This is a genomic window from Comamonas sp. 26 (assembly GCF_002754475.1).
Taxonomy (GTDB): Bacteria; Pseudomonadota; Gammaproteobacteria; order Burkholderiales; family Burkholderiaceae_C; genus Comamonas.
The window spans coordinates 142,796-163,514 of the sequence record NZ_PEFL01000003.1 but is presented as its reverse complement, the minus strand read 5'-3'; the positions used below and the strand labels follow the sequence as shown (position 1 = coordinate 163,514).

19 protein-coding genes are annotated in these 20,719 nt (G+C 59.4%); 13 read left to right on the top strand and 6 right to left on the bottom strand.

Translation table 11 applies throughout. The features are described 5' to 3' along the window. The first annotated feature begins 59 nt into the window (after positions 1–59). Genes CLU84_RS18955 through CLU84_RS18940 form a run of 4 tightly spaced genes read left to right on the top strand, consistent with a single transcriptional unit; the run spans position 60 to position 3,026 of the window. The gene (locus tag CLU84_RS18955; RefSeq protein ID WP_099739382.1) at positions 60–1,061 is read left to right on the top strand and encodes an SIS domain-containing protein; all 1,002 of its coding nucleotides are present in this window, start codon (positions 60–62) and stop codon (positions 1,059–1,061) included. After that, entirely contained in the window at positions 1,061–1,621 is a 561-nt protein-coding gene (locus CLU84_RS18950) for an HAD family hydrolase (protein WP_099739379.1), read from the top strand. Before CLU84_RS18955 ends, CLU84_RS18950 begins: the two co-directional genes overlap by 1 nt. Then, positions 1,618–2,238 carry an LPS export ABC transporter periplasmic protein LptC gene (lptC, locus tag CLU84_RS18945; protein ID WP_099739377.1) on the top strand — a complete coding sequence of 207 codons (621 nt, stop codon included), beginning with the start codon at positions 1,618–1,620 and terminating at the stop codon, positions 2,236–2,238. Before CLU84_RS18950 ends, lptC begins: the two co-directional genes overlap by 4 nt. Positions 2,239–2,240: 2 nt before the next feature. Further along, entirely contained in the window at positions 2,241–3,026 is a 786-nt protein-coding gene (locus tag CLU84_RS18940) for an SDR family oxidoreductase (protein WP_099739375.1), read from the top strand. 99 nt (positions 3,027–3,125) lie between these two features. Here CLU84_RS18940 and CLU84_RS18935 read toward each other — a convergent pair whose 3' ends face one another. Next, positions 3,126–3,635, bottom strand: a complete 510-nt coding sequence (locus CLU84_RS18935) for an RNA-binding protein (RefSeq protein WP_099739372.1) — start codon at positions 3,633–3,635, stop codon at positions 3,126–3,128. A gap of 231 nt (positions 3,636–3,866) precedes the next feature. Next, positions 3,867–4,235, bottom strand: coding sequence for an RNA-binding protein (locus CLU84_RS18930; RefSeq protein ID WP_099739370.1), 369 nt, complete (start codon positions 4,233–4,235; stop codon positions 3,867–3,869). Between the two features lie 497 nt (positions 4,236–4,732). Between CLU84_RS18930 and CLU84_RS18925 the strand changes: the two genes are divergently transcribed. From CLU84_RS18925 to CLU84_RS18900, 6 genes are all read left to right on the top strand, one after another. Next, complete coding sequence (locus CLU84_RS18925; protein ID WP_099739368.1) at positions 4,733–5,302, top strand: TMEM165/GDT1 family protein; 570 nt, start codon at positions 4,733–4,735, stop codon at positions 5,300–5,302. 215 nt (positions 5,303–5,517) lie between these two features. Continuing rightward, positions 5,518–6,672 carry a homoserine O-acetyltransferase gene (locus CLU84_RS18920; RefSeq protein WP_099739366.1) on the top strand — a complete coding sequence of 385 codons (1,155 nt, stop codon included), beginning with the start codon at positions 5,518–5,520 and terminating at the stop codon, positions 6,670–6,672. Continuing rightward, positions 6,669–7,253, top strand: coding sequence for a methionine biosynthesis protein MetW (gene metW, locus CLU84_RS18915; protein ID WP_099739363.1), 585 nt, complete (start codon positions 6,669–6,671; stop codon positions 7,251–7,253). Before CLU84_RS18920 ends, metW begins: the two co-directional genes overlap by 4 nt. A 236-nt stretch (positions 7,254–7,489) precedes the next feature. Further along, a complete protein-coding gene (locus CLU84_RS18910) occupies positions 7,490–9,037 on the top strand; it encodes a methyl-accepting chemotaxis protein (protein ID WP_099740054.1) in 1,548 nt (515 codons plus the stop codon). Positions 9,038–9,150: 113 nt separating this feature from the next. Then, on the top strand, positions 9,151–10,644 hold the full coding sequence (locus tag CLU84_RS18905) for a M20 family metallopeptidase (RefSeq protein WP_099739362.1): 1,494 nt from the start codon (positions 9,151–9,153) through the stop codon (positions 10,642–10,644). 131 nt (positions 10,645–10,775) lie between these two features. Then, a complete protein-coding gene (locus CLU84_RS18900; protein WP_099739359.1) occupies positions 10,776–11,642 on the top strand; it encodes an alpha/beta hydrolase in 867 nt (288 codons plus the stop codon). A 16-nt stretch (positions 11,643–11,658) separates the two neighbouring features. Here the strand turns inward: CLU84_RS18900 and CLU84_RS18895 are convergent, their stop codons facing one another. The 3 genes from CLU84_RS18895 to CLU84_RS18885 all read right to left on the bottom strand — a co-directional run bounded on the left by CLU84_RS18895 (position 11,659) and on the right by CLU84_RS18885 (position 14,351). Next, positions 11,659–12,393, bottom strand: a complete 735-nt coding sequence (locus CLU84_RS18895; protein WP_099739357.1) for an SOS response-associated peptidase — start codon at positions 12,391–12,393, stop codon at positions 11,659–11,661. A 4-nt stretch (positions 12,394–12,397) separates the two neighbouring features. Next, positions 12,398–13,138: a 16S rRNA (uracil(1498)-N(3))-methyltransferase gene (locus CLU84_RS18890; protein WP_099739355.1), complete on the bottom strand. Its 741-nt coding sequence runs from the start codon at positions 13,136–13,138 to the stop codon at positions 12,398–12,400. A 106-nt stretch (positions 13,139–13,244) separates the two neighbouring features. Further along, positions 13,245–14,351 carry an aminoglycoside phosphotransferase family protein gene (locus CLU84_RS18885; RefSeq protein ID WP_099739353.1) on the bottom strand — a complete coding sequence of 369 codons (1,107 nt, stop codon included), beginning with the start codon at positions 14,349–14,351 and terminating at the stop codon, positions 13,245–13,247. 243 nt (positions 14,352–14,594) lie between these two features. On the opposite strand from CLU84_RS18885, the gene CLU84_RS18880 reads away from it, so the two are divergent. From CLU84_RS18880 to rsmA, 3 genes are all read left to right on the top strand, one after another. Beyond that, on the top strand, positions 14,595–16,940 hold the full coding sequence (locus CLU84_RS18880) for an LPS-assembly protein LptD (RefSeq protein WP_233210336.1): 2,346 nt from the start codon (positions 14,595–14,597) through the stop codon (positions 16,938–16,940). A gap of 13 nt (positions 16,941–16,953) precedes the next feature. After that, positions 16,954–18,384, top strand: a complete 1,431-nt coding sequence (locus tag CLU84_RS18875; RefSeq protein ID WP_099739350.1) for a peptidylprolyl isomerase — start codon at positions 16,954–16,956, stop codon at positions 18,382–18,384. Positions 18,385–18,487: 103 nt separating this feature from the next. After that, the gene (gene rsmA, locus CLU84_RS18870) at positions 18,488–19,249 is read left to right on the top strand and encodes a 16S rRNA (adenine(1518)-N(6)/adenine(1519)-N(6))-dimethyltransferase RsmA (protein ID WP_099739348.1); all 762 of its coding nucleotides are present in this window, start codon (positions 18,488–18,490) and stop codon (positions 19,247–19,249) included. Positions 19,250–19,312: 63 nt separating this feature from the next. Here the strand turns inward: rsmA and CLU84_RS18865 are convergent, their stop codons facing one another. After that, positions 19,313–20,680, bottom strand: a complete 1,368-nt coding sequence (locus CLU84_RS18865; protein ID WP_099739345.1) for an aspartate aminotransferase family protein — start codon at positions 20,678–20,680, stop codon at positions 19,313–19,315. Positions 20,681–20,719 lie beyond the last annotated feature (39 nt).

The following is a 20,719-nucleotide window of genomic DNA, read 5'->3' as shown; positions in this document are numbered from 1 at the left end:
TGCAGGCAAAAGGGATGTTGTCCACAGGCTGGTCGGTGCGGGCTGGCTAAAATCCAACTATGAATTCTGATGCTGCCCATTCGCGACTGATCGACGCACCGCGTGCTCTGAACCTGGCCCGTGAGGCTCTGTATATTGAGGCGGATGCCTTGCGTGCCATGTCCGCTCGCCTCAATGGCGCATTCACCGCAGTTGTGCAGCGCGTGCTGCAACTGCCGGGCCGCGTGGTGGTCATGGGTATGGGCAAGAGCGGGCATGTGGGCCGCAAGATCGCCGCGACTTTGGCATCTACCGGTACGCCCTCCTTCTTTGTGCACCCGGCGGAAGCAAGCCATGGCGATCTTGGCATGCTGACGGCCGATGATCTGGTGCTGGCACTGTCGAACAGCGGTGAGACGGATGAGCTGACAGGCGTTTTGCCCGCCATCAAACGCATGGGCGTGCCACTGGTTGCAGTCACTGGCGGCCTGCAATCCACATTGGCGAAGCACGCCGACTGGGTGTTGGACACCCGTGTCGATAAAGAAGCCTGCCCGTTGAATCTGGCACCGACTGCCAGCACCACCTCGCAACTGGCCATGGGCGATGCGTTGGCTGTCGCTCTGCTGGATGCACGAGGCTTTGGCGCCGAAGACTTTGCCCGCTCGCATCCCGGCGGCGCGCTGGGCCGTCGTCTGCTGACCCATGTGCGAGATGTGATGCGCCACGGGGCGGATGTGCCTCAGGTTGCACAAGACGTCAGTACCGTAGCGCTGATGCGTGAAATGAGTGCCAAGGGGCTTGGCTGCTCTGCTGTGGTCAATGCTACAGGCGAGCTGCTTGGCATTTTCACGGATGGTGATTTGCGCCGCTGTGTTGAGGCAGGCATAGACCTGCGCACCCAGACTGCGCAAGATGTGATGCACGCCAATCCTTTGACCATCAAACCTGACCTGCTGGCTGTTGCTGCAGCTCGCATGATGGAAGAGCGCGGCGTAACGGCAGTGCTTGTCACGGATGAGCGCAAACAACTGCGGGGCGTGGTGCATATCCGCGACTTGATGCGTGCCAAGGTGATTTGATGAACCGACCTGCTCTGACTCCCAGCCAGCAATGGGATCCGCAACTGCTGCTCAAAGCGCAAGAGGTTCGTGTCGTCTTCTTTGATGTGGATGGCGTGCTGACCGATGGCGGTTTGTACTTCTCTGGCGAAGGCGAGGTGCTCAAGCGCTTTCATACGCTGGATGGTCACGGCCTGAAAATGCTGCAAAAGGCGGGCATCACGCCTGCTGTAGTGACGGGGCGCGATTCGGCACCGCTGCGTTTACGCCTGAAGCAGCTGGGCATTGAACATGCGCGCTTTGGTACCGAAGACAAAGTGCCTGCTGCCGAGTCCATTCTGGCCGAGCTGGGTTTGCAATGGGATCAGGCGGCAGCCATGGGGGATGACTGGCCTGACCTTCCCGTTATGCGACGTAGCCGTTTTGCCTGCGCCCCGGCCAATGCGCACGACGAGGTTCTGCATGTTGCAGACTGGGTCAGCAGCCGCTGCGGTGGAGATGGCGCGGTGCGGCAGTTTTGCGACCTGTTGCTGGCGGCCAATGGCGCTTACGCAGGTCTGCTGGCGGGGTATGGCTCATGAATGCGAATTGGCGCCGTGTGGGCGATAAGGCTTCGATGTACTTGCCGGTACTCATCATGGGCCTGCTGGCGCTAGGCACCTGGTGGCTGGTGCGCAACGCCCCTAAGCCCATTGCGGTCGGCACTGAGAGGGTGCTGCAGCATGACCCGGACTATTTCTTGAAGGACTTTGTCATCAAGAACTTCGAAGTGTCAGGGCGGCTCAAAAGTCGTTTGAGCGGTACAGCGGGCGAGCACTTTCCGGACACCGATACACTGGAGATTGACGATGCGCGCATGCTGAGTTTTACCCCGGATGGCCGTAAAACCGTAGGCCGCTCCAATCGTGCCTTGAGCAATGGCGATGGCTCGGAAATTCAAATGTTTGGTCAGGCCGTCATCACGCGCGAGCCCATAGCTGCACGCGCCAACCAGAAGGCATTGCCTGCCATGCAGCTTGAAAGTGAGTTCCTGCAAATCTGGCCCAATGAAGAGCGTGTCAGCACCAACAAGCCCGTGGTCATGACCCGTGGCAGCGATAAATTTACCGGCGACAGCATGCAATACCACCACCTTGATCAGATATTGCAGATGCAGGGCCGTGTCAAGGGTGTGATTGAGCCGGGCAAGGCCAAGTAATAATGACAAAGCCGGGGCTGGTCTATATCACGGGTGCCTCCAGCGGCATTGGCCAGGCACTGGCTCTGCACTACTATCAACTTGGCTGGTCATTGGCATTGGTTGCCAGGCGCACTCAGGTCATTGAGCAATGGGCGCAGTCCATTGGCATGGATGAGCAGCGCTATGCAGTCTATGAGGCGGATTTATCGCTAATCGACAGCGCTTGCCATGCGGGGCTGGCATGTCTGGAGCGGCAAGGTCTGCCCGACATTGTGATTGCCAATGCAGGCATCAGTTGGGGCGTGGATACCTCACTGCGGGAAGACCTTGATGTGATGCAGCAGGTGCTCGCTTGCAACACCATGGGGTTGGCAGCCAGCTTTCAGCCATTTATTGCACCCATGGTGGTGCGAGGTTCTGGGCGCTTGGTGGGGATATGCAGCGTGGCTGGTATTCGTGGCTTACCCGGGCATGCAGCATATTCAGCGAGTAAGGCGGCGGCTATTTCCTACTGCGAAAGTTTACGTGTAGAACTGCAGAAAACAGGGGTGTCTGTAACCAGTTTGTTGCCTGGTTATATCGATACTCCGTTGACGCAAAGCAATCCCTATCCCATGCCTTTTTTACTCGCTCCATCTGAGTTTGCGAGGCGTGCCTGTAGCGTTATTGAGCGCAAGGCGCGATATGTTGTGATCCCCTGGCAGATGGGTATTGCAGGGCGGGTGATGCGGATGCTTCCGGCATGGATCTGGGACAAGGTGACACAGGGAAAAACGAGAAAACCCCGTTATCTGAAAAAGGATTGAAATTAATACGCTGGAGATATTTGACTATACATTTCAATATCAAGAGTATTAAAAAAGGCACTTAACAGTGCCTTTTTTATTTGCGATGAGGTGCGAAATTTATTCGCCGCGGTTATCGCCACCGCCATAGCCGCCGCGACCACCATGACGTGGGCCTGAACCGTAGGGGCTGCGGAATCCGCCATCGCTGCGGCCACCGTAACCACCGCCGCCTTCGCCGCCACCACGGTTGTAGCCGCCTTCACTACGGCCGCTGCCATAGCCGCCACCACCACCGTAACCACCTTCGCGGTTGCCACCGCCAAATCCGCCTTCATTGCGGAAGCCGCCGCCAAAGCCGCCGGTACGAGGAGGACGAGGCTCCATGGGGCGTGCTTCGTTGACCACAAGGCTGCGACCGCCCAGTGGCTGACCATTCATGCCCTGAATAGCTGCTTGTGCCTCGGCATCATTTCCCATTTCGACAAAGCCAAAGCCTTTGGAGCGGCCGGTGTCGCGTTCCATCATGACGCGTGCGCTGGCGACTGCGCCAAATTGACCGAATGCCTGCTCCAGATCATTGTCGCGCACACCATATGGAAGGTTGCCGACATAAAGCTTATTGCCCATTAATAACTCCTAGCTCCTCAATGCCTTTAATTTGCGATCGACTTCAGGACGTCGGCTGCAAGAAAACACGCACAAAATCCTAAATACCTATACGCTTGCGACTGGGAAATCCCAGTGTGTCGAATTATGGGGGAGGTTAATGGAAAAAATAAATGCTCGAAAACCGCTTTGATAACGTTTAGCAACAAAAAAAGGATCCGAAGATCCTTTTTTATTATGGGTGATAACTAATTAATAGCTATTGCGACGGCCGTAACCGCCGCCATCGCCACGGCCACCGCCGAAGCCGCCACCGCCTTCACGGCCGCCACCGAAGCCGCCGCCGAAGCCGCCGGAACGGGGAGGACGTGGCTCCATGGGACGTGCTTCGTTCACAACGAGGTCACGGCCACCGTGGTTTTGACCGTGCAGGCCTTGGATAGCAGCTTGTGCTTCAGCATCGCTGCTCATTTCGACAAAGCCGAAACCCTTGGAACGGCCAGTGTCGCGCTCCATCATGACCTTGGCGCTGTTCACAGCACCGAATTCGCTGAAGGCTTGCTCCAGATCTTGGTCGCGGAAAGAATAAGGCAGATTGCCGACGTAAAGCTTGTTGCCCATGATGGACTCCTGAAAAAACTTGAAAACGCGATGGAGCCCTAGGGAGTCAACCAGCGATGACAACGGTAGAGACGCTAACGCACTCGCCCTCATCTAGAAACATGATCTCTAAACAAAGACTTGAGCATTATGAGTCATCAGCGATACCGCCGTATTCTGAAAGCTTGAAATTTCGTGTTGGTAACAACATTGCAGGGGCGGGAATTACCCTAAAAGACACAAATTTGAATATCTATATGCGCTGTTGCCTTACAAAACTAAACAGCTAGAATGACGCCTTACTGTCTTTGGGGAGTAGGCCGTTCGGCAACCACATGCCGGATGTATGCGTCAACAGACTTGGATCTTCGCGATCTATGGCGCATGCGGCACCGTGAGCAATTCAGGGTGTGACTGGTCGAGACCATTGATTACGTACCGAGCAAACCTATGGACAAATAGGCCGGAGTCGGTGCGTGGTCAATGCGTTATCAGCCTACTCCGGCCGTTCCCACATCATGGAAGCTTTTCTCGTATCTACCTCCATCGTCGCTCTGGCCGAGATGGGGGATAAGACCCAACTCCTGTCATTGGTGCTGGCGGCCAAGTTCCGCAAGCCCTTGCCAATTGTTGCGGGCATTTTTGTGGCGACTGTTGTCAATCATGCGCTGGCAGGCGCGGTCGGCAACTGGATCACCACGGTGCTCGGCCCCGATATGCTGCGCTGGATTCTGGGCGTTTCCTTCATTCTGATGGCGGGCTGGATGCTGATCCCCGACAAGCTCGACGATGACGACACTGGCAACGATGCGGGCCGCTGGGGCGTGTTTGGCACCACGCTGCTGCTGTTTTTTATCGCCGAGATGGGGGACAAAACGCAGCTGGCCACAGTGGGTCTGGCTGCCAAGTACCCACTGTCTTATTACTGGGTGGTGCTTGGCACCACGCTGGGCATGATGCTGGCGAATGCGCCGGTGGTGTGGTTTGGCGACAAGATCACCAAGAAGCTGCCCATCAAGACCATTCACCGGGTGTGTGCCGTGATCTTCCTGGTGCTGGGTGTTGCTGCACTCCTGACCAAAGTGTGAAGCTGCCAAAAGCATAGCTGTCTGCGTATGACTCTAAAGGGCTGGACTGCTGTAACAGTCAGCTTTCGAGTCTGCCGTAGTGGATGCAGTACACTGGCCTTTCACGCGCCGATTTGCCAAAGCTTGCGGGCGCTTTATAAATCCAGCTAAAGACCCGTCCGCGAAGTGAAAGTACACCGACCCGGCCTCGTTTTTAGCGATGCCGGGTTTTTCGTATGTCCTTCATCGCCACACCGCAATCCATGCACTTTGACGAGGCGCTGCCCTTGCAAAGTGGTGGCTTCATTGCCAATTACGACCTCGCTTTCGAGACCTATGGCCAGCTCAACGCCGACAAGAGCAACGCCATCGTGGTCTGTCATGCGCTCAATGCCTCCCACCATGTAGCAGGCAGCTACGAAGGCCAGCCCAAGAGCGAGGGCTGGTGGGACAACATGATCGGCCCGGGTAAGGCGGTTGATACCAATCAATTCTTTGTCATTGGCATCAACAACCTGGGCTCCTGCTTTGGCTCAACCGGGCCCATGCACATCAATCCGGCCACGGACAAACCGTATGGTGCGGACTTCCCTGTGGTCACGGTAGAAGACTGGGTGGATGCGCAGGCACGTCTGCTTGACCGTCTGGGCATTTACAAGCTGGCCGCTGTGCTGGGCGGCAGCCTGGGCGGCATGCAGGCGCTTTCATGGTCGCTGCGCTACCCCGAGCGCATGGGGCATGCCGTGGTGGTGGCCAGCGCGCCCAATCTGAACGCCGAGAACATTGCCTTTAACGAAGTGGCACGCCGCGCCATCGTGACGGACCCGGACTTCAACGGAGGCCATTTCTACGAGCACGGCGTGGTGCCCGCGCGCGGCCTGCGCATTGCGCGAATGATTGGCCACATCACCTACCTGAGCGATGACGTGATGAACCAGAAGTTCGGTCGCCAGCTGCGAGATGGCCTTCAGCTGAAGTACAGCACGCAGGATGTGGAGTTTCAGATCGAGAGCTATCTGCGCTATCAGGGTGAGAAGTTCAGCGGCTACTTTGATGCCAACACCTATTTGCTCATCACCCGCGCGCTGGATTACTTTGACCCGGCTCGCAGCCATGGCGGTGAGCTGACGCCGGCGCTGGCTGTGGCCCAAGCCAAGTTCTTGCTGGTGAGCTTTACGACGGACTGGCGCTTTGCCCCGGCGCGCAGCCGTGAGATCGTCAAATCGCTGCTGGAGAACAACCGCGATGTGAGCTACGCCGAGATCGACGCGCCCCATGGACATGATGCGTTTTTGCTCGATGACCCGCGCTACATGAGCGTGATGCGCTCCTATTTTGAGGGCATCGCCCAGGAACTGAAAACCGCCAACCGCACAGGAGACGCTGTATGACCGAGCTGACCACCATGAAAGCCATTGCCGAGCTGGTGCCCAAGGGTGCACGCGTGCTGGACCTGGGTTGTGGCGATGGTGCTCTGCTGGAGCATCTGGTGCGCGAGCGTGGCTGTACGGGCTACGGTGTGGAGCTGGACGATGCCAATGTGCTGGCCTGTACCCGCCGCGGCGTGAACGTGCTGCAGCTCAATCTGGAAGACGGCCTGGCCATTTTTGGCGACAACAGCTTTGATGTGGTGCTGCAGATCGACACGCTGCAGCACTTGCGTAACGCCGAGACCATGCTGCGCGAGACCGCCCGCATCGGCAAGCAAGGTGTGGTGGCCTTCCCCAACTTTGCGCACTGGCAAAACCGCCTGTCCGTGCTGCGCGGGCGCATGCCGGTGACGCGTCGCCTGCCTTACCAGTGGTACGACACGCCCAATATCCGCGTGGGCACGTACAAAGACTTTGAGGTGCTGGCCACCAAGAACCGCCTGCGTATCCGTGACTCTTTTGGCCTGCAGAACGGGCAAGTCGTGCGCAGCTTGCCCAATCTGCTGGCGACGACGGCGGTGTTTCACATCGAGCACGGCTGATGGCTGCTCTTTAAACAGTAGCTGCCTGCGCATGAGTAACGTGGTTTTTCGTTTAAAAACTCACTAAAACCCATGATTTAAAAGTGCTAGCAGCTATGAAATTTAAAAATGGCGGGTACTTCTCATGCTGCTTGGCGGGCACATTGCAAAAAAATGTAAGCGCCTGACTCATAATCAATCACTCCCTTTTTTGATATGAATCAACGCGCGGACAACTCTTGTCCGCGCGCATTGCCATGCGTTTTAGTTCCCGTCTGATTTTTTGCTCGGCTGCTCCTGCAGCCTTGTTTGTTTTTGCCCTGCTTAGCAGTCAATGGGGGCTCACGCGTACCCAGTCTGACTTCAACGATTACCTGAAGAACAACCAGGCCGTGGTGGCGCAGCTGCAAGAGCTGTATGCGCAAGGCCTGCAGTCCGGTCAGGCGCTGCGCAATATCGTGATGGATCCGTCGGACAAGCAGGCCGTGCAGAATCTGGGTAACGCCCGCCAGGCCTATGACGCTGCCTATGCCGATCTGCGCCAGCGCGTGCAGGGCACGGCTATGGACGCAGCCGTGGGCGACATGCAGGCTCTACGCCAGGCACAGTCCGCAGCACAGGACAAAATCGCGCAGCTGGCGGGTGAGGACTACGACGCAGCAGCAGCAGCCCTGAAGAACGAGGAAACCCCAGCCTGGCGCACGCTGCGCGAAGCCGTGTTGCAGGAACTCAAGGCGGCCCGCGATGCGGCCGAGGCTTCGCACCAGGAAACTCGCAGCAGAGCCCAGCGTATGCAGCTGTGGTCTGGCGTACTGGCCTTGCTGGCCGTGGTGGTGGCGGTGGCCCTGCTTTTGGTGATGGTGCGCACCGTGCGCCGTGAGCTGGGCGGCGACCCGGCCGAAGCCCGCCAGGCCCTGCGCCGTGTGGCGGATGGAGACCTCAGTAACACAGGTACAGGTCACAACCTGGCGGCCCAGGGCCTGATGGCTGACCTGCAAACCATGCGCAGCTCGCTGCGCGAGCTGGTGCAGCGCGTCCAAGGCGCATCGGTGGAGATGCACCATGCCTCCAGCGAGATTGCGCAGGGCAATGCCGACCTGTCCGCCCGCACTGAAAGCCAGGCCAGCGCGCTAGAAGAAACAGCGGCCAGCATGGAGCAGCTCAATGCCACCGTGCGTCAGAACGCTGACAGTGCCCAGACGGCCAACCAGCTGGCACAAAACGCATCGCAGGTGGCCCAGCAGGGCGGCGACGTGGTGGCTCGTGTCGTGGAGACCATGCAGGACATCAACGCCAGCAGCTCGCGCATTGCCGACATCATTGGCGTGATTGATGCCATTGCCTTCCAGACCAATATTTTGGCGCTGAACGCTGCGGTGGAAGCCGCCCGTGCCGGTGAGCAAGGCCGTGGCTTTGCCGTGGTGGCGACTGAGGTGCGGGCGCTGGCTAAGCGTAGTGCGGATGCGGCCAAGGAAATCAAGCAGCTCATCACCGCCAGCGTGGAGCGCGTGGAAGACGGTAGTGCGCTGGCCGACCAGGCCGGCAGCACCATGGGCGAGATCGTTCAGGCCATTCGCCGCGTCACAGACATCATGGGTGAGATCAGCGCAGCAAGTAACGAGCAGAGCGCGGGCGTGGCCCAGGTGGGTGAAGCCGTCACGCAGATGGATCAGGCCACCCAGCAAAACGCTGCGCTGGTGGAAGAAAGCGCAGCGGCTGCCGAGGGTCTGCGCCAGCAGGCCGAGGGCTTGCTGCACGCGGTATCGCGCTTTCAGCTGGAGCGGGGGGCGGTGGCGCTGCGTTAAGCCTTCACCGACTATGCCAATGCCTGCGGCGTAGCTTGCTGCCATTGGCGCACAATCACGGGCATGGCGCGGGCCTGTCATGGCTCGCCGCCCCGTTATTGAAGGAGCCGACCATGAACGCACGCACTCCCGCCAATCTGCTGCAGCCGCAAGATGCACTGCAGCACATCAACCAGCAGTGGGATCAGAGCATCCTGCCCGAGCTGACGAACTACATCACCATTCCGGCCAAATCGCCCATGTTTGCGCCCGACTGGGAGCAGCAAGGCCATATCGCCACCGTGCTGCGCAATGCAGCCACCTGGGTGGAAGCGCAGAAAGTTGCGGGCCTGAAGCTGGAGGTGATTCAACAGCCTGGCCGCACGCCGCTCATCTTTTTTGAGGTGGAGGGCACGGCGGACAAAGCATCGACCAGCCCCACGGTGCTGATGTACGGGCACCTGGACAAGCAGCCCGAATTTGAAGGCTGGCGCAGCGACCTGGGCCCGTGGACGCCCAAGTATGAAGACGGCAAGCTCTATGGCCGTGGCGGTGCCGATGATGGCTATGCCGTCTATGCCAGCGTGGCCGCGATTCAGGAACTCAAGCGCCAGAACGTGCCCCATCCGCGCATCGTCGGTATCATCGAAACCTGCGAGGAAAGCGGCTCGGCCGACCTGCTGCCCTATGTGGATGCATTACGTCCGCGTCTGGGTGATGTGGGTCTGGTGATCTGCCTTGACAGCGGCGCTGGCAATTACGACCAGCTGTGGCTCACAACCAGCCTGCGCGGTATGGCCAGCGGCACGCTGAAGGTTCAGATTTTGAGCGAAGGCGTGCACTCGGGCGATGCCTCGGGCGTGGTGCCATCGTCCTTCCGCATCATGCGCCAGGTGCTGGACCGTCTCGAAGACAGCAAGAACGGCCGCGTGCTGCCCGAGAGCTTTCACTGCGACGTGCCCGCCGAGCGCATGACGCAAATTCGCGCCACGGCGGATATTCTGGGCGAGGACGCCTATGCCCGCTTTCCCTGGGCGCACTATGACTGCGGCGGCTCGGCGCGAATCTCCTTGCCCACAACCACTGATCCGGTCGAAGCACTGGTGCGCCGCACCTGGGTGCCCACGCTGAGCGTGACGGGTGTGGAAGGCATGCCCAGCCTGCAGAACGCGGGCAATGTGCTGCGGCCCTACACGGCCTTCAAGCTCAGCCTGCGCCTGCCTCCGCTGGTGGATGCTGCGGCCTGTGTGCAGGAGATGAAGGCCTTGCTGGAAGACAACGCACCTTATGAAGCCAAAGTGACCTGGGAAGGCCTGTCCAGCTCCAGCGGCTGGAATGCGCCGGGCATGGATCACTGGTTTGAAAAAGCGCTGAACTCAGCAAGTCAGGCGCACTTTGGTGCGGGCTGCGGCTATATCGGCCAAGGCGGCACGATTCCGTTGATGAATATGCTGAGCAAGGGCTTTCCCAAGGCGCAGATGATGGTTTGCGGCGTGCTGGGCCCCAAGAGCAATGCCCACGGTCCTAACGAGTTCCTGCATGTGCCTTACGCCAAGAAGCTCACGGCTTCTGTGGCCGAAGTGATTGCCGCCATGGCGCGTGCGCAGGCAGAACCTGAACAGGCCTGATTTCAGTATCGAATTAGGCTGCAGCGCAATGTCTTCATGCGGTAGCTGCTATTCAACTTGATGAGTTGCTAAGCGAAGCGGCTGCGTCTTTACGGATTGACGCGCCGCCCAGCGGCTTGCATGCTGCTTGCATGAATGCCGCTCTTCCAGTCATGCAGATCAGCCATCTGGCCGCCCCCGACGGTACGCAGCTTTGCCTGCGTGACTGGCCGGTAGCAGCCAGCACCCGGGCACGGGCCACGGTGCTCATCGTCCACGGGCTGGGGGAGCATGGTGGGCGCTACGAAGCGCTGGCGCGCACTCTCAACGAATGGGGCTTTGCGGTGCGGGCCTATGACCACTATGGTCACGGCCTCTCTGGCGGGCCGCGTGGCGGGCTGAGCAGCGATACAAGGCTGCTTGGCGATCTGGCCGTGGTGATGGACGCCACGCGTGCCTCCATGCCGTATCAACAGCCTTTGGTGCTGCTAGGCCACAGTCTTGGCGGGCTGGTAGCTGCAGATTTTGTAGCAGCAGGCATGCGCCATGTCGATGCACTGGTGCTCTCATCGCCAGCGCTGGCATTGCATCTGTCTGGGGTGCAAAAAATCTTGATGGAATATCTGCCCAAGCTGCTGCCAAATCTGCGCATTGCCAATGGCGTGCAGTCGCGCTATCTCTCGCACGATGCCGCTGTGGTCAAGGCCTATGATGACGACGCCCTGCAGCACAACCGCATCAGCGCCAGACTGGCGGGCTATATGGGGAGCGGCGGTAGCCGGGTGCAGGCCAAGGCACGCCACTGGAGCGTGCCCACGCTGCTGATGTGGGCAGGGCAGGACAAACTGGTCAACCCCGTTGGCAGCGCCTTGCTGGCCGAGCATGCACCAGCCGCCGTGCTGCAGGCCCAGTGCTTTGACCAGGCCTACCACGAGATCTTCAACGAAAGCCCCGAGCTGGCTGCGCCGGTGTTTGCGCGACTGGAGCAGTGGTTGAACCAGCAGTTTCCTGCTGCATAACGACTCTTGGCGTCTTTTAGAACTGCGGAGGTGGTTGCTTGCGGCCTTTTTCCACAGGGTTGGCGCGCAGCTTTTCTGTGGGGTAGGCACGCAGAAACTCTTTGGCCTTGTTGACCTTGGCATTGAGCCATGCGTCGTACGAGCCTTCGTTCAAGATGGCGGGCATGGCCTTGTCGTTACCGGCGTGGCCGTAGCGGTTCATCAGCGCATGGGCATTGGCGTTAACGGTGATGATGGCGTAGCTGGTGATGATTTCACCGTCTTCACCCACCCAGCGGGCCCAGACGCCTGCAGCGCCCATGGGGTTGTTGTCCACGCGGGTGATGCGGGTAGGCACGGGCTTGCCGGATCGCACGTCATCGACCTGGAACGATTGCAGCGGCACGATGCAGCGCTGGCCAGCCAGCCAGGCGTCGCGAAATGCCGTGCCGGTGGTCAGGCTATCAATCTTGGCGGTGACCAGTTTGAGCGCGCGCAGGCGGCCGTCAGACGCGGACTTGACCCAGCTGGGCACCAGGCCAAAGCTTGCAGCTACCAGCACGCGCTCTACGGGCAATGTGGGAGCTCCTTCTTCAGGAGCTGTAAACGTACGTCCTAAAAGCGCTGCAGAAGATTCTGCGGCTGCATTGACGATGATGCAGCCCGAGCGACGCGGGGTGATGATTTTTTCGGGCAGAACTTCTGGTGCATCGACACGAAAGTTCTGCGAATAAAACTCGGGCTTGGCCAGAGAGAGGTGACAGCTGCTCATTGATTTACTCCAGTGCCAGCAGTGAAAGGGCGGCGACAGAGGCCGTTTCGGCGCGCAACACGCGGGAGCCGAGGCTGGCAGGCTTCCAGCCTTGTGCCAGCGCCCAGTCTTCCTCTTGCGCGGTCAGGCCGCCTTCGGGGCCGTGAAGCACCCAGACGGCCTTTGCATCGCCAGCGGCCAGTCGCAGTGGCTGGTTGCCTTCGCGCAGGGATAGCACGAGGCGGATGGCATCGGCTGGAGGCGCATCTTTGCTGCGCAGCCAGTCGGCCAGTGATTGGGGGGGGTGGATGACAGGCACCTGATTGCGGCCGCATTGCTCGCAGGCCGAAACGGCGATGGACTGCCAGCGCTCGATTTTCTTGTCAGCGCGGTCGCCCTTGAGCTTGAGCACGCTGCGCGCAGCCATTACGGGCTGAATGCTGGCCACGCCCAGCTCGGTGGCTTTTTCCACCAGCCAGTCCATGCGCTCATTGGCGGGCATGCCCACGACGAGGTGGATGGCACGCGGGGCTTCGCGCTCTACAGGGCTGTGGCTGTCTACGCGCACGCCCACATCGCTGCGGCCCATGTGGGTGATGGAGGCCTGGAATTCACCACCGGTAAAACCGTTGCCGGTCTGGCCTTCAAACAGGGTGATGACATCGCCGGGCTGGTGGCGCAGCACTTGCACATGGCGAGCTGCGCCTGCGGGCAGGTCCAGCTCGGCACCCAGGAGCAAGGGCGTGGGGCAATGAAAACGGGGCATGTTCTTCAAAAGTGAAGCGGCTTGCGCTCTTTGAACAATGACCTCAGACCTTTTTGATACTGAAATTCATACTCAAAAAACGCTAGCCGCTATTGTTTTATGTTGCTTACATCCGGCCGTAGGCATAGCCCACCTGAGTCTGGATTCCCTCGATCTCATCGATCAACTTGAGGAATGGGCCCAGAGCGCGGTAGCGATCGCAGGTGGTGCGGATGTAGTGGATGAAACGCGGTGCATCGGCCAGATATTTAGGCTTGCCGTCGCGCAGCGTGAGTCGGGCAAAGATGCCGGCCACTTTCAGGTGGCGCTGCAGACCCATCCATTCCACGCCGCGGTAGAACTCTCCAAAGTCATCACCCCAGCCGCTGGCACTGTTGGCGCCGACGAGGCCCGCCTTGCGGGCCTTTTCCCAGTAGCGGATGGTGATGTCGATGATGAAGTCTTCTTCCCAGCTGATGAAAGCATCGCGCAGCAAGCTGGCAATGTCATAAGTGATGGGGCCGTAGACCGCGTCCTGAAAGTCCAGCACACCCAGGGGTGCGCCGCTGGTCACAGGCTGCATCAGGTTGCGCATCATGAAATCACGGTGCACATAGACGCTGGGCGCTTGCAGGTTGTGGGCGACGATCTGGTCGAAGGTCTTGCTTATCAAGGCCTGCTGCTTGTCGTCCAGCGTGAACTTGCGGTGCTGGCCAATGTACCAATCGGGAAACAACTGCAGCTCGCGGCGCAGCAGGGCCTCATTGTAAATCGGCAGATTGCCTGTATTGCCGGCCTTGGAGGCCAGTTGCCAGTCCAGCAAGGTCTCAAGGGCAGAGCGATACCAGCCTTCGGCGTCCTGGGGCTTTTCGGGGTTCAGTGCTTCGATGACGGTCTGGCTGCCCAGGTCGTTGAGCAACATGAAGCCATTGACGGCATCCCATTCCAGAATTTGGGGCACGCACAGACCGGCCTGAGCCATCAGGCCTTGCACCTTGACGAACGGCGCGCAGTCTTCCTTGTCAGGGGGGGCGTCCATGATAATCAGGCTGCTGCCATCGGCGCGATCCAGCCGCAGATAGCGGCGAAAGCTCGCATCGGCCGAGGCGGGGCGCAGAGTTGTAGGAAGCACCTGGTGCTTTGCAGCGAGCGGAGCCAGCCAGGCGTCGAAAGCAGCGTGGCGGGCAGAATCTGCCCAGGCAACGCCGTCTGTGGGGGTGATTGAAGCGGTCATGGATAATCGGATTTTACAAACCGATGCCAACCCGTCTTCGGACAGTGGTGCTAGGCTCTCGGTTTTCTGTTGACGTATGCCTGCGCATGCGCGCTTTTGACGCTTTTGATCATCGTGCAATCCCCATCCCATCCACGAGATTTTCAACCCGCCAGCTCCGCTCGTTTGACGCGCGTGGGAGGCACTCGGCCGGTGATTCGCCCTCTGGCATGGGCTGTGGCACTGGCATGGGCCGGCACGGGCATGCAGGCGTATGCGCAGCCTGCGGCACCGGCTGAGTCGTCCGCGCCCAGCGTCGGTGACGCACTGCCGACGCTGGAACTCAAATCCAGCAGCCTGTTGCAGGAAAGCTATCCGCAGGACGTACGCGACCAGCAGCCGGTCTATCTCAAGGGTGACAGCCTGTCTGGCCAGCCCGATATCAAGGCCTCGGTACATGGCGATGCTGAACTGCGCCGTGGCGATACCTCGATTCGCGCTGAGAAGCTGGACTATGGTGTTCCGGACGACAAGGTCAAGGCCGTGGGCTCGGTCCATATCAATCAAGGCGGCAATGTCTACGAGGGCACGGCGCTGGATTTACAGGTTGATGCCTTCAAGGGCCAGTTTGATAACGCCAACTATCGTTTTCTGGCCAATGGTGGTCATGGCGAATCGTCGCGGGTGGATTTTGTCGATAAAGACCACTCGATTGTTCACGATGCCACTTACACCACCTGTCAGCGCGATGACGAAGCCAGCTGGGAGCCGAGCTGGATGCTCAAGGCCAAGGTCATTCATCTGGACATGGCCGAAGAAGTGGGTGTGGCTGAAGGAGCTCGGTTGCAGTTCAAGGGCGTGACCGTTCTGCCTGTGCCGCGCATGAGCTTTCCGTTATCGGACAAGCGCAAGTCTGGTTTGCTGCCACCCATGATTGGCATGGACAAGCTGGGCGGTATCGAATATTCGCAGCCTTATTACTGGAATATCGCGCCCAACCGCGACATGACCATCGTTCCCACGCTGATGACCAAGCGCGGCGTGAATCTGACGGGGCAATTTCGCTATCTGGAGCCAGGTTACTCCGGCGAGACCTATGCCAGCTACATGCCCGGCGACAACTTGCGAAATCGGGATCGCTGGGGCTATTCGTGGCAGCATCGCACGAGCTTTGACACGCCTGTGGGTGGGCTGGGTCTGAGCATGAACCTGAACCGTGTCAGCGACGGCGATTACTGGCGTGACTTCCGCCTAGCTCCCGTGGCATTGCGCCAGCGCCTGCTGCCCAGCACTGCCAATCTGAGCTGGGCCAAGGGCGACGGTGTGTTGAGCCTGAATGTGCTGCGCTATCAGGTGCAGCAGGATTTGACATCGCCGATTGCGCCGCCCTACAGCATGGTGCCGCAGCTGCAGTACCGCTACACACCGCTGGACCTGCCGCATGGGCTGGATTTCACGCTGGTGGCAGATACGACTCGCTTTGAGTTGATCCGGCCGATTGCTGGGCAAGTCGGAAATAACGGTCAGCGCAGCTATGTACAGGCTCAGCTGAGCCGGCCCTTCTTGTCGCCCGGTGCCTTCATTACACCCAAGGTATTGCTGCATACAGCGATGTATCAGACAGATCAGCTGATGAGTGATGGCAGCAAGAGCGCTAATCGCACGCTGCCGACTTTCAGTCTGGACAGCGGTCTGTTTTTTGAGCGCGACACCGCCTGGTTTGGCAAAAATTTGCTGCAGACCTTTGAGCCACGCGCTTTCTACACTTACACGCCATACCGCAACCAGAGCATGCTGCCGCTGTATGACACCAGCCGCAGTGACTTCAACTTTGCGAGTATTTTTTCCGAGAATGATTACGTCGGGCAGGACCGTATCGCCGACAACCATTTGCTGACACTGGGGGCAACTTCACGCTTTATCGACCCGGAAAGTGGTGCGGAAAAGCTCAAGTTTGCGATTGCCCAGCGTGTGCGTTTGTCCGATCAGCGCGTGCTGCTGCCCGGAGAGGTCGCGGCCACCAGCAAATTGTCTGATGTTCTGCTGGGTGCGGCCTTCAACTGGACCGATAAATGGTCGCTGGAAGGCACGACCCAGTACAACAAGGACATTGGCCGTACGGTTCGGACCACGGCCACGGCGCGCTACAGCCCTGGTAACTACCGTACTTTCAATATTGGCTACCGTACCCAGCTTGATACGCAGACCAGAAAGCCTTCCAGTGAACTGGTGGATGTGGGCTGGCAATGGCCCATCAATGATCTCTGGGGCGACAAGGGCAAGGATCTGGGTGCAGGCCGGGGTCAGGGTGGTGGCCGCTGGTATGCCGTGGGGCGTCTGAACTACTCGATCAAGGACAACAAGCTGGTCGATACCGTCGTGGGTTTTGAATACGACGGCTGCTGCTGGATTGGCCGCGTGGTGCTGGAGCGCCTGCAAAGCTCGGTCGTCCAGTCCAATCTGCGTCTGCTGTTCCAGGTCGAGTTCGTCGGCTTCTCGCGCCTGAGCTTTGGTGCGGATCCCACGACAAGTCTCAAGCAAAATGTGCCGCGCTACCAATATCTGCGTGAGGCGGTGACTCCGCCCAGCCGCTTTACCAATTACGATTAATCAAGGCTTTTTCATGCGTTTTTTCTCCAAGACAACCAATGCATGTGCTGTGGCCATGGCTTTGGCTGTGATGGCTGCCGGTGTGCAGGCTCAGTCTCTGAAGACTCCCGGCAAGGCCAAGGCTGGCAATGATGCGTCGCTCTCGCGTGCTCTGGAGGCCACTGGTAAGCCTTCGGCCCGTCAGGCTCCGGCCGCAGCAAGCGGTATTCGCTCGGCTGATTACATCGTGGCTGTGGTGAATTCTGAACCCATCACCAACAACGAAGTACGCGCGCGCATGGAGCGCGTGGCGCAGAACGTGACTGAGCAGGGTGGTCAGCTTCCGCCCCAGAGCGAGCTGGCTCGCCAGGTGCTGGAGCGTCTGGTGGTAGAGCGCGTGCAGTTGCAGGAAGCCCGGGACACCGGCATCAATGTGGACAAGCTGACTGTTGATCAGGCCGTGGCCAATGTGGCCCGCCAGAACAATACGGACATGGCCGGTTTGCTGGCTCGCCTCAAGGCCGATGGCATTTCGGAGGCGCAGTTCCGCGCTGAAATCAGTGGCCAGATGCAGATGCAGCGCGTGCGTGAACGTGATGTGGACGGCAAGGTCAAGGTCACGGAAGCCGATATCGATCGCTATCTCAAGGAGCAAAAGCGCCCCGGCGATGCCGCTGCTGCGGGTGCCATGGCCAATTTGGGTCACATCCTGATCACCGTGCCTGAAAACGCCAGCGCTGCGGTGGTCGCCGAGCGTGAAGCCAAGGCCAAGAAAGCAGCAGAGGCCGCTCGCAGCAACGCTGACTTTGTGGCTGCTGTGCATGAATTCTCGGATGTGCCTAATGGTCAGGGCGGGGGTGCCATGGGCATGCGCCCCGTCAGCGAATATCCTGAGTTGTTCGTTCAGCAAGTGGGCTCTGCCGCTAAGGGCACTGTAGTGGGGCCGTTTCGCTCCGGCGCGGGCTTTCACGTGCTCAAGGTGCTGGAAAAGTCGCAGGCCGGCGCTGCAGCCGCTTTCATCACGCAAAACCATGCACGCCATATTCTGTTGACCGTGGGTGATGGCATGACTGAAGCGCAGGCCGCAAAGCGCCTCGAAGACTACAAGCGTCGCGTGCAGGCGGGTCAGGCGACCTTCCAGCAACTGGCGCAGGAGTTCTCCAAGGATGGCAGCGCACGCAATGGCGGTGATCTGGGCTGGTCTTCGCCCGGCCAGTATGTGCCGGAGTTCGAGCGCGTGCTCAACAACTTGCAGCCCGGCGAGATCAGTGCCCCTGTCGTGTCGCGCTTTGGCGTGCACCTGATTCAGTTGATCGAGCGTCGTCAGGAAAAGCTGACCGAGCGCGAGCAGCGCGAAATGGTGCGTAACGTCGTGCGTGAGCGCAAGGCCGAACAAGACTATGACACCTGGCTCAAAGAGCTGCGAGGCAAGGCCTTTGTTGAGTACCGCGAGCCACCTCAATAAGCCCATGCAGTTCACTTGAAGTGCCTGCTAATGTCATCATTCGGCATCGGGCACTCACAATCCCACAGCTTTCAAGCGGTGCTCAGGCACCGCTTTCGCATTCATGAAACATATTCCACGCAAGCGTTTTGGCCAGAACTTCCTGACGGATGGCGCCATCATCGACAGCATTGTTGACGCCATCAACCCCGAGGCGGGCCAGCCCATGGTCGAAATCGGCCCCGGCCTCATGGCGCTGTCGCAGCCGCTGGTCGAGCGTCTGGGCAAGCTCACCGTGATCGAGCTTGATCGTGACCTAGCGGCCCGTCTGCGTTTGCGCGACGATCTGGATGTGGTCGAGTCCGACGTGCTCAAGGTCGATTTCCGAGCTCTGGCGGCGCGTCTGGGCGTGCCCAAGCTGCGCGTGGTGGGCAACCTGCCCTACAACATCTCCAGCCCCATCTTGTTCCATCTGCTGGAGCAGGTGGATGTGGTGCAAGACCAGCACTTCATGTTGCAAAAAGAGGTGATTGACCGCATGGTGGCCGATGCGGGCAATTCCGCCTATGGCCGCCTGTCGGTCATGCTGCAGTGGCGCTACGCCATGGAAGACGTGCTGTTTGTGCCGCCGGGCAGCTTCAACCCTCCGCCCAAGGTCGATAGCGCCGTGGTGCGCATGATTCCGCGTGAGAAGCCTGCGGAACTCAACCCCCAGCTACTGGAAGAGCTGGTGCGTGTGGCCTTCAGCCAGCGCCGCAAGATCTTGCGTAATACGCTGGGCAAGTGGCTGGAAGAAAAGGGCTTCGCGGGTGAGTTCGACGTGCAGCGCCGTGCGGAAGAAGTACCCGTGGCGGAGTACGAAGCGCTTGCCGCACAGCTTTCCTGATTGAGGATGAAAATAACTTCTCGTGCTTATTTCATAAGCGCAAGAAGCTATTGATTTGATATTTCAGTCAGTCGTTTGCAGCGCATCGCCTAAGGCATTGATCAGGCGCTCAATCTCCGCTTTTTCGCTGATAAAGGGCGGTGCCAGTTGAATGGTGTCGCCGCCATAGCGCACGTAAAAGCCGGCATCCCAGCACTTCATCGCAATCTCGTAGGGGCGCTTTGCGGGCTCGCCGGGCAAGGGCTCAATCGTCAGCCCGGCAGCCAGGCCGATGTTGCGAATATCCAGCACATGCTTTGCGCCCTTGAGGCTGTGCACGGCCTGCTCAAAGAACGGGGCCAGCGCCTTGACGCGGCCCGGGCCGTCTTCTTTCTCCAGTAAATCCAGCGAGGCAATGCCAGCGGCGCAGGCCACGGGGTGGGCGCTGTAGGTATAACCATGGGCAAACTCCAGCATGTACTCGGGACCGCCTGCGGCCATGAAGCTGTTGTAAATCTCGGGCGTCACCACGCAGGCACCCAGCGGCTGTGCGCCATTGGTCACTTGTTTGGCGATGTTCATGATGTCTGGCGTCACGCCAAAGGCTTCGGCTGCCGTCATGGCACCCAGACGGCCAAAGCCGGTGATGACTTCATCAAAAATCAACAAAATGCTGTGCTGGGTACAGATCTCGCGCAGGCGCTGCAGATAGCCTGCGGGCGGAATCACCACGCCGCCAGAGCCGGACATGGGCTCCACAATCACGGCGGCGATATTGCTGGCGTCATGTAGGGCGATGAGATCCAGCAGGCGCTCGGCTAGTGCCTTGCCATCCGTCTGCGGCATGCCTTGGTAAAACGATCCCGGCGGTGGCTGGGTATGGGGCAGATGATCGGCCTCAATGCCTTGGCCAAAAGTCTTGCGGTTGCCCACCATGCCGCCGACGGAAATGCCGCCAAAGTTCACCCCGTGGTAGCCTTTTTCGCGGCCAATCAGCCTGGTTTTTGTGCCCTGGCCCTTGGCCCGCCAATAGGCGCGAGCCATTTTGAGCGAGGTGTCAGCGGCTTCTGAGCCCGAGCCGGTGAAGAACACATGCTCTAGCCGGTGGCTTGAGCTTTGGGGCATCAGCTTGATGATGCGATTGGCCAGCTCGAATGATGCAGGGTGGCCAAACTGAAACGCCGGGGCGTAATCCAGCTGCAGCGCTGCTTTGCCAATGGCCTCGGCAATCTCGCGTCGGCCATGGCCCAGGCCGCTGCACCACAGGCCCGAGAGGCCATCAAATATACGGCGACCGTCGGCATCCGTGTAATACGCGCCCTGTGCGGCGGTAATGATGCGCGGCTTGGCCTTGAAGTCGCGGTTGCCGGTGAAGGGCATCCAGTGGGCGGCCAGCCACTGCGCATCATGAGGCGTGGCGGATGCCGAAGTCTGGGTATCTGCAAGCTGCATGGGAACTCCTGGAGTTCTTCGCATTGTTGGTCGCGTGCT

Bases quoted from the DNA above. Each gene is read 5' to 3' on its own strand.
- CLU84_RS18935 (WP_099739372.1), bottom strand. From the start codon at position 3,635: ATGGGCAATAAGCTTTATGTCGGCAACCTTCCATATGGTGTGCGCGAC.
- CLU84_RS18910 (WP_099740054.1), top strand. From the start codon at position 7,490: ATGCGTTTTAGTTCCCGTCTGATTTTTTGCTCGGCTGCTCCTGCAGCC.
- CLU84_RS18955 (WP_099739382.1), top strand. From the start codon at position 60: ATGAATTCTGATGCTGCCCATTCGCGACTGATCGACGCACCGCGTGCT.
- metW (WP_099739363.1), top strand. From the start codon at position 6,669: ATGACCGAGCTGACCACCATGAAAGCCATTGCCGAGCTGGTGCCCAAG.
- CLU84_RS18950 (WP_099739379.1), top strand. From the start codon at position 1,061: ATGAACCGACCTGCTCTGACTCCCAGCCAGCAATGGGATCCGCAACTG.
- CLU84_RS18940 (WP_099739375.1), top strand. From the start codon at position 2,241: ATGACAAAGCCGGGGCTGGTCTATATCACGGGTGCCTCCAGCGGCATT.
- lptC (WP_099739377.1), top strand. From the start codon at position 1,618: ATGAATGCGAATTGGCGCCGTGTGGGCGATAAGGCTTCGATGTACTTG.
- CLU84_RS18925 (WP_099739368.1), top strand. From the start codon at position 4,733: ATGGAAGCTTTTCTCGTATCTACCTCCATCGTCGCTCTGGCCGAGATG.
- CLU84_RS18885 (WP_099739353.1), bottom strand. From the start codon at position 14,351: ATGACCGCTTCAATCACCCCCACAGACGGCGTTGCCTGGGCAGATTCT.
- CLU84_RS18865 (WP_099739345.1), bottom strand. From the start codon at position 20,680: ATGCAGCTTGCAGATACCCAGACTTCGGCATCCGCCACGCCTCATGAT.
- CLU84_RS18905 (WP_099739362.1), top strand. From the start codon at position 9,151: ATGAACGCACGCACTCCCGCCAATCTGCTGCAGCCGCAAGATGCACTG.
- CLU84_RS18895 (WP_099739357.1), bottom strand. From the start codon at position 12,393: ATGAGCAGCTGTCACCTCTCTCTGGCCAAGCCCGAGTTTTATTCGCAG.
- rsmA (WP_099739348.1), top strand. From the start codon at position 18,488: ATGAAACATATTCCACGCAAGCGTTTTGGCCAGAACTTCCTGACGGAT.
- CLU84_RS18880 (WP_233210336.1), top strand. From the start codon at position 14,595: ATGCAGGCGTATGCGCAGCCTGCGGCACCGGCTGAGTCGTCCGCGCCC.
- CLU84_RS18920 (WP_099739366.1), top strand. From the start codon at position 5,518: ATGTCCTTCATCGCCACACCGCAATCCATGCACTTTGACGAGGCGCTG.
- CLU84_RS18890 (WP_099739355.1), bottom strand. From the start codon at position 13,138: ATGCCCCGTTTTCATTGCCCCACGCCCTTGCTCCTGGGTGCCGAGCTG.
- CLU84_RS18875 (WP_099739350.1), top strand. From the start codon at position 16,954: ATGCGTTTTTTCTCCAAGACAACCAATGCATGTGCTGTGGCCATGGCT.
- CLU84_RS18930 (WP_099739370.1), bottom strand. From the start codon at position 4,235: ATGGGCAACAAGCTTTACGTCGGCAATCTGCCTTATTCTTTCCGCGAC.
- CLU84_RS18900 (WP_099739359.1), top strand. From the start codon at position 10,776: ATGAATGCCGCTCTTCCAGTCATGCAGATCAGCCATCTGGCCGCCCCC.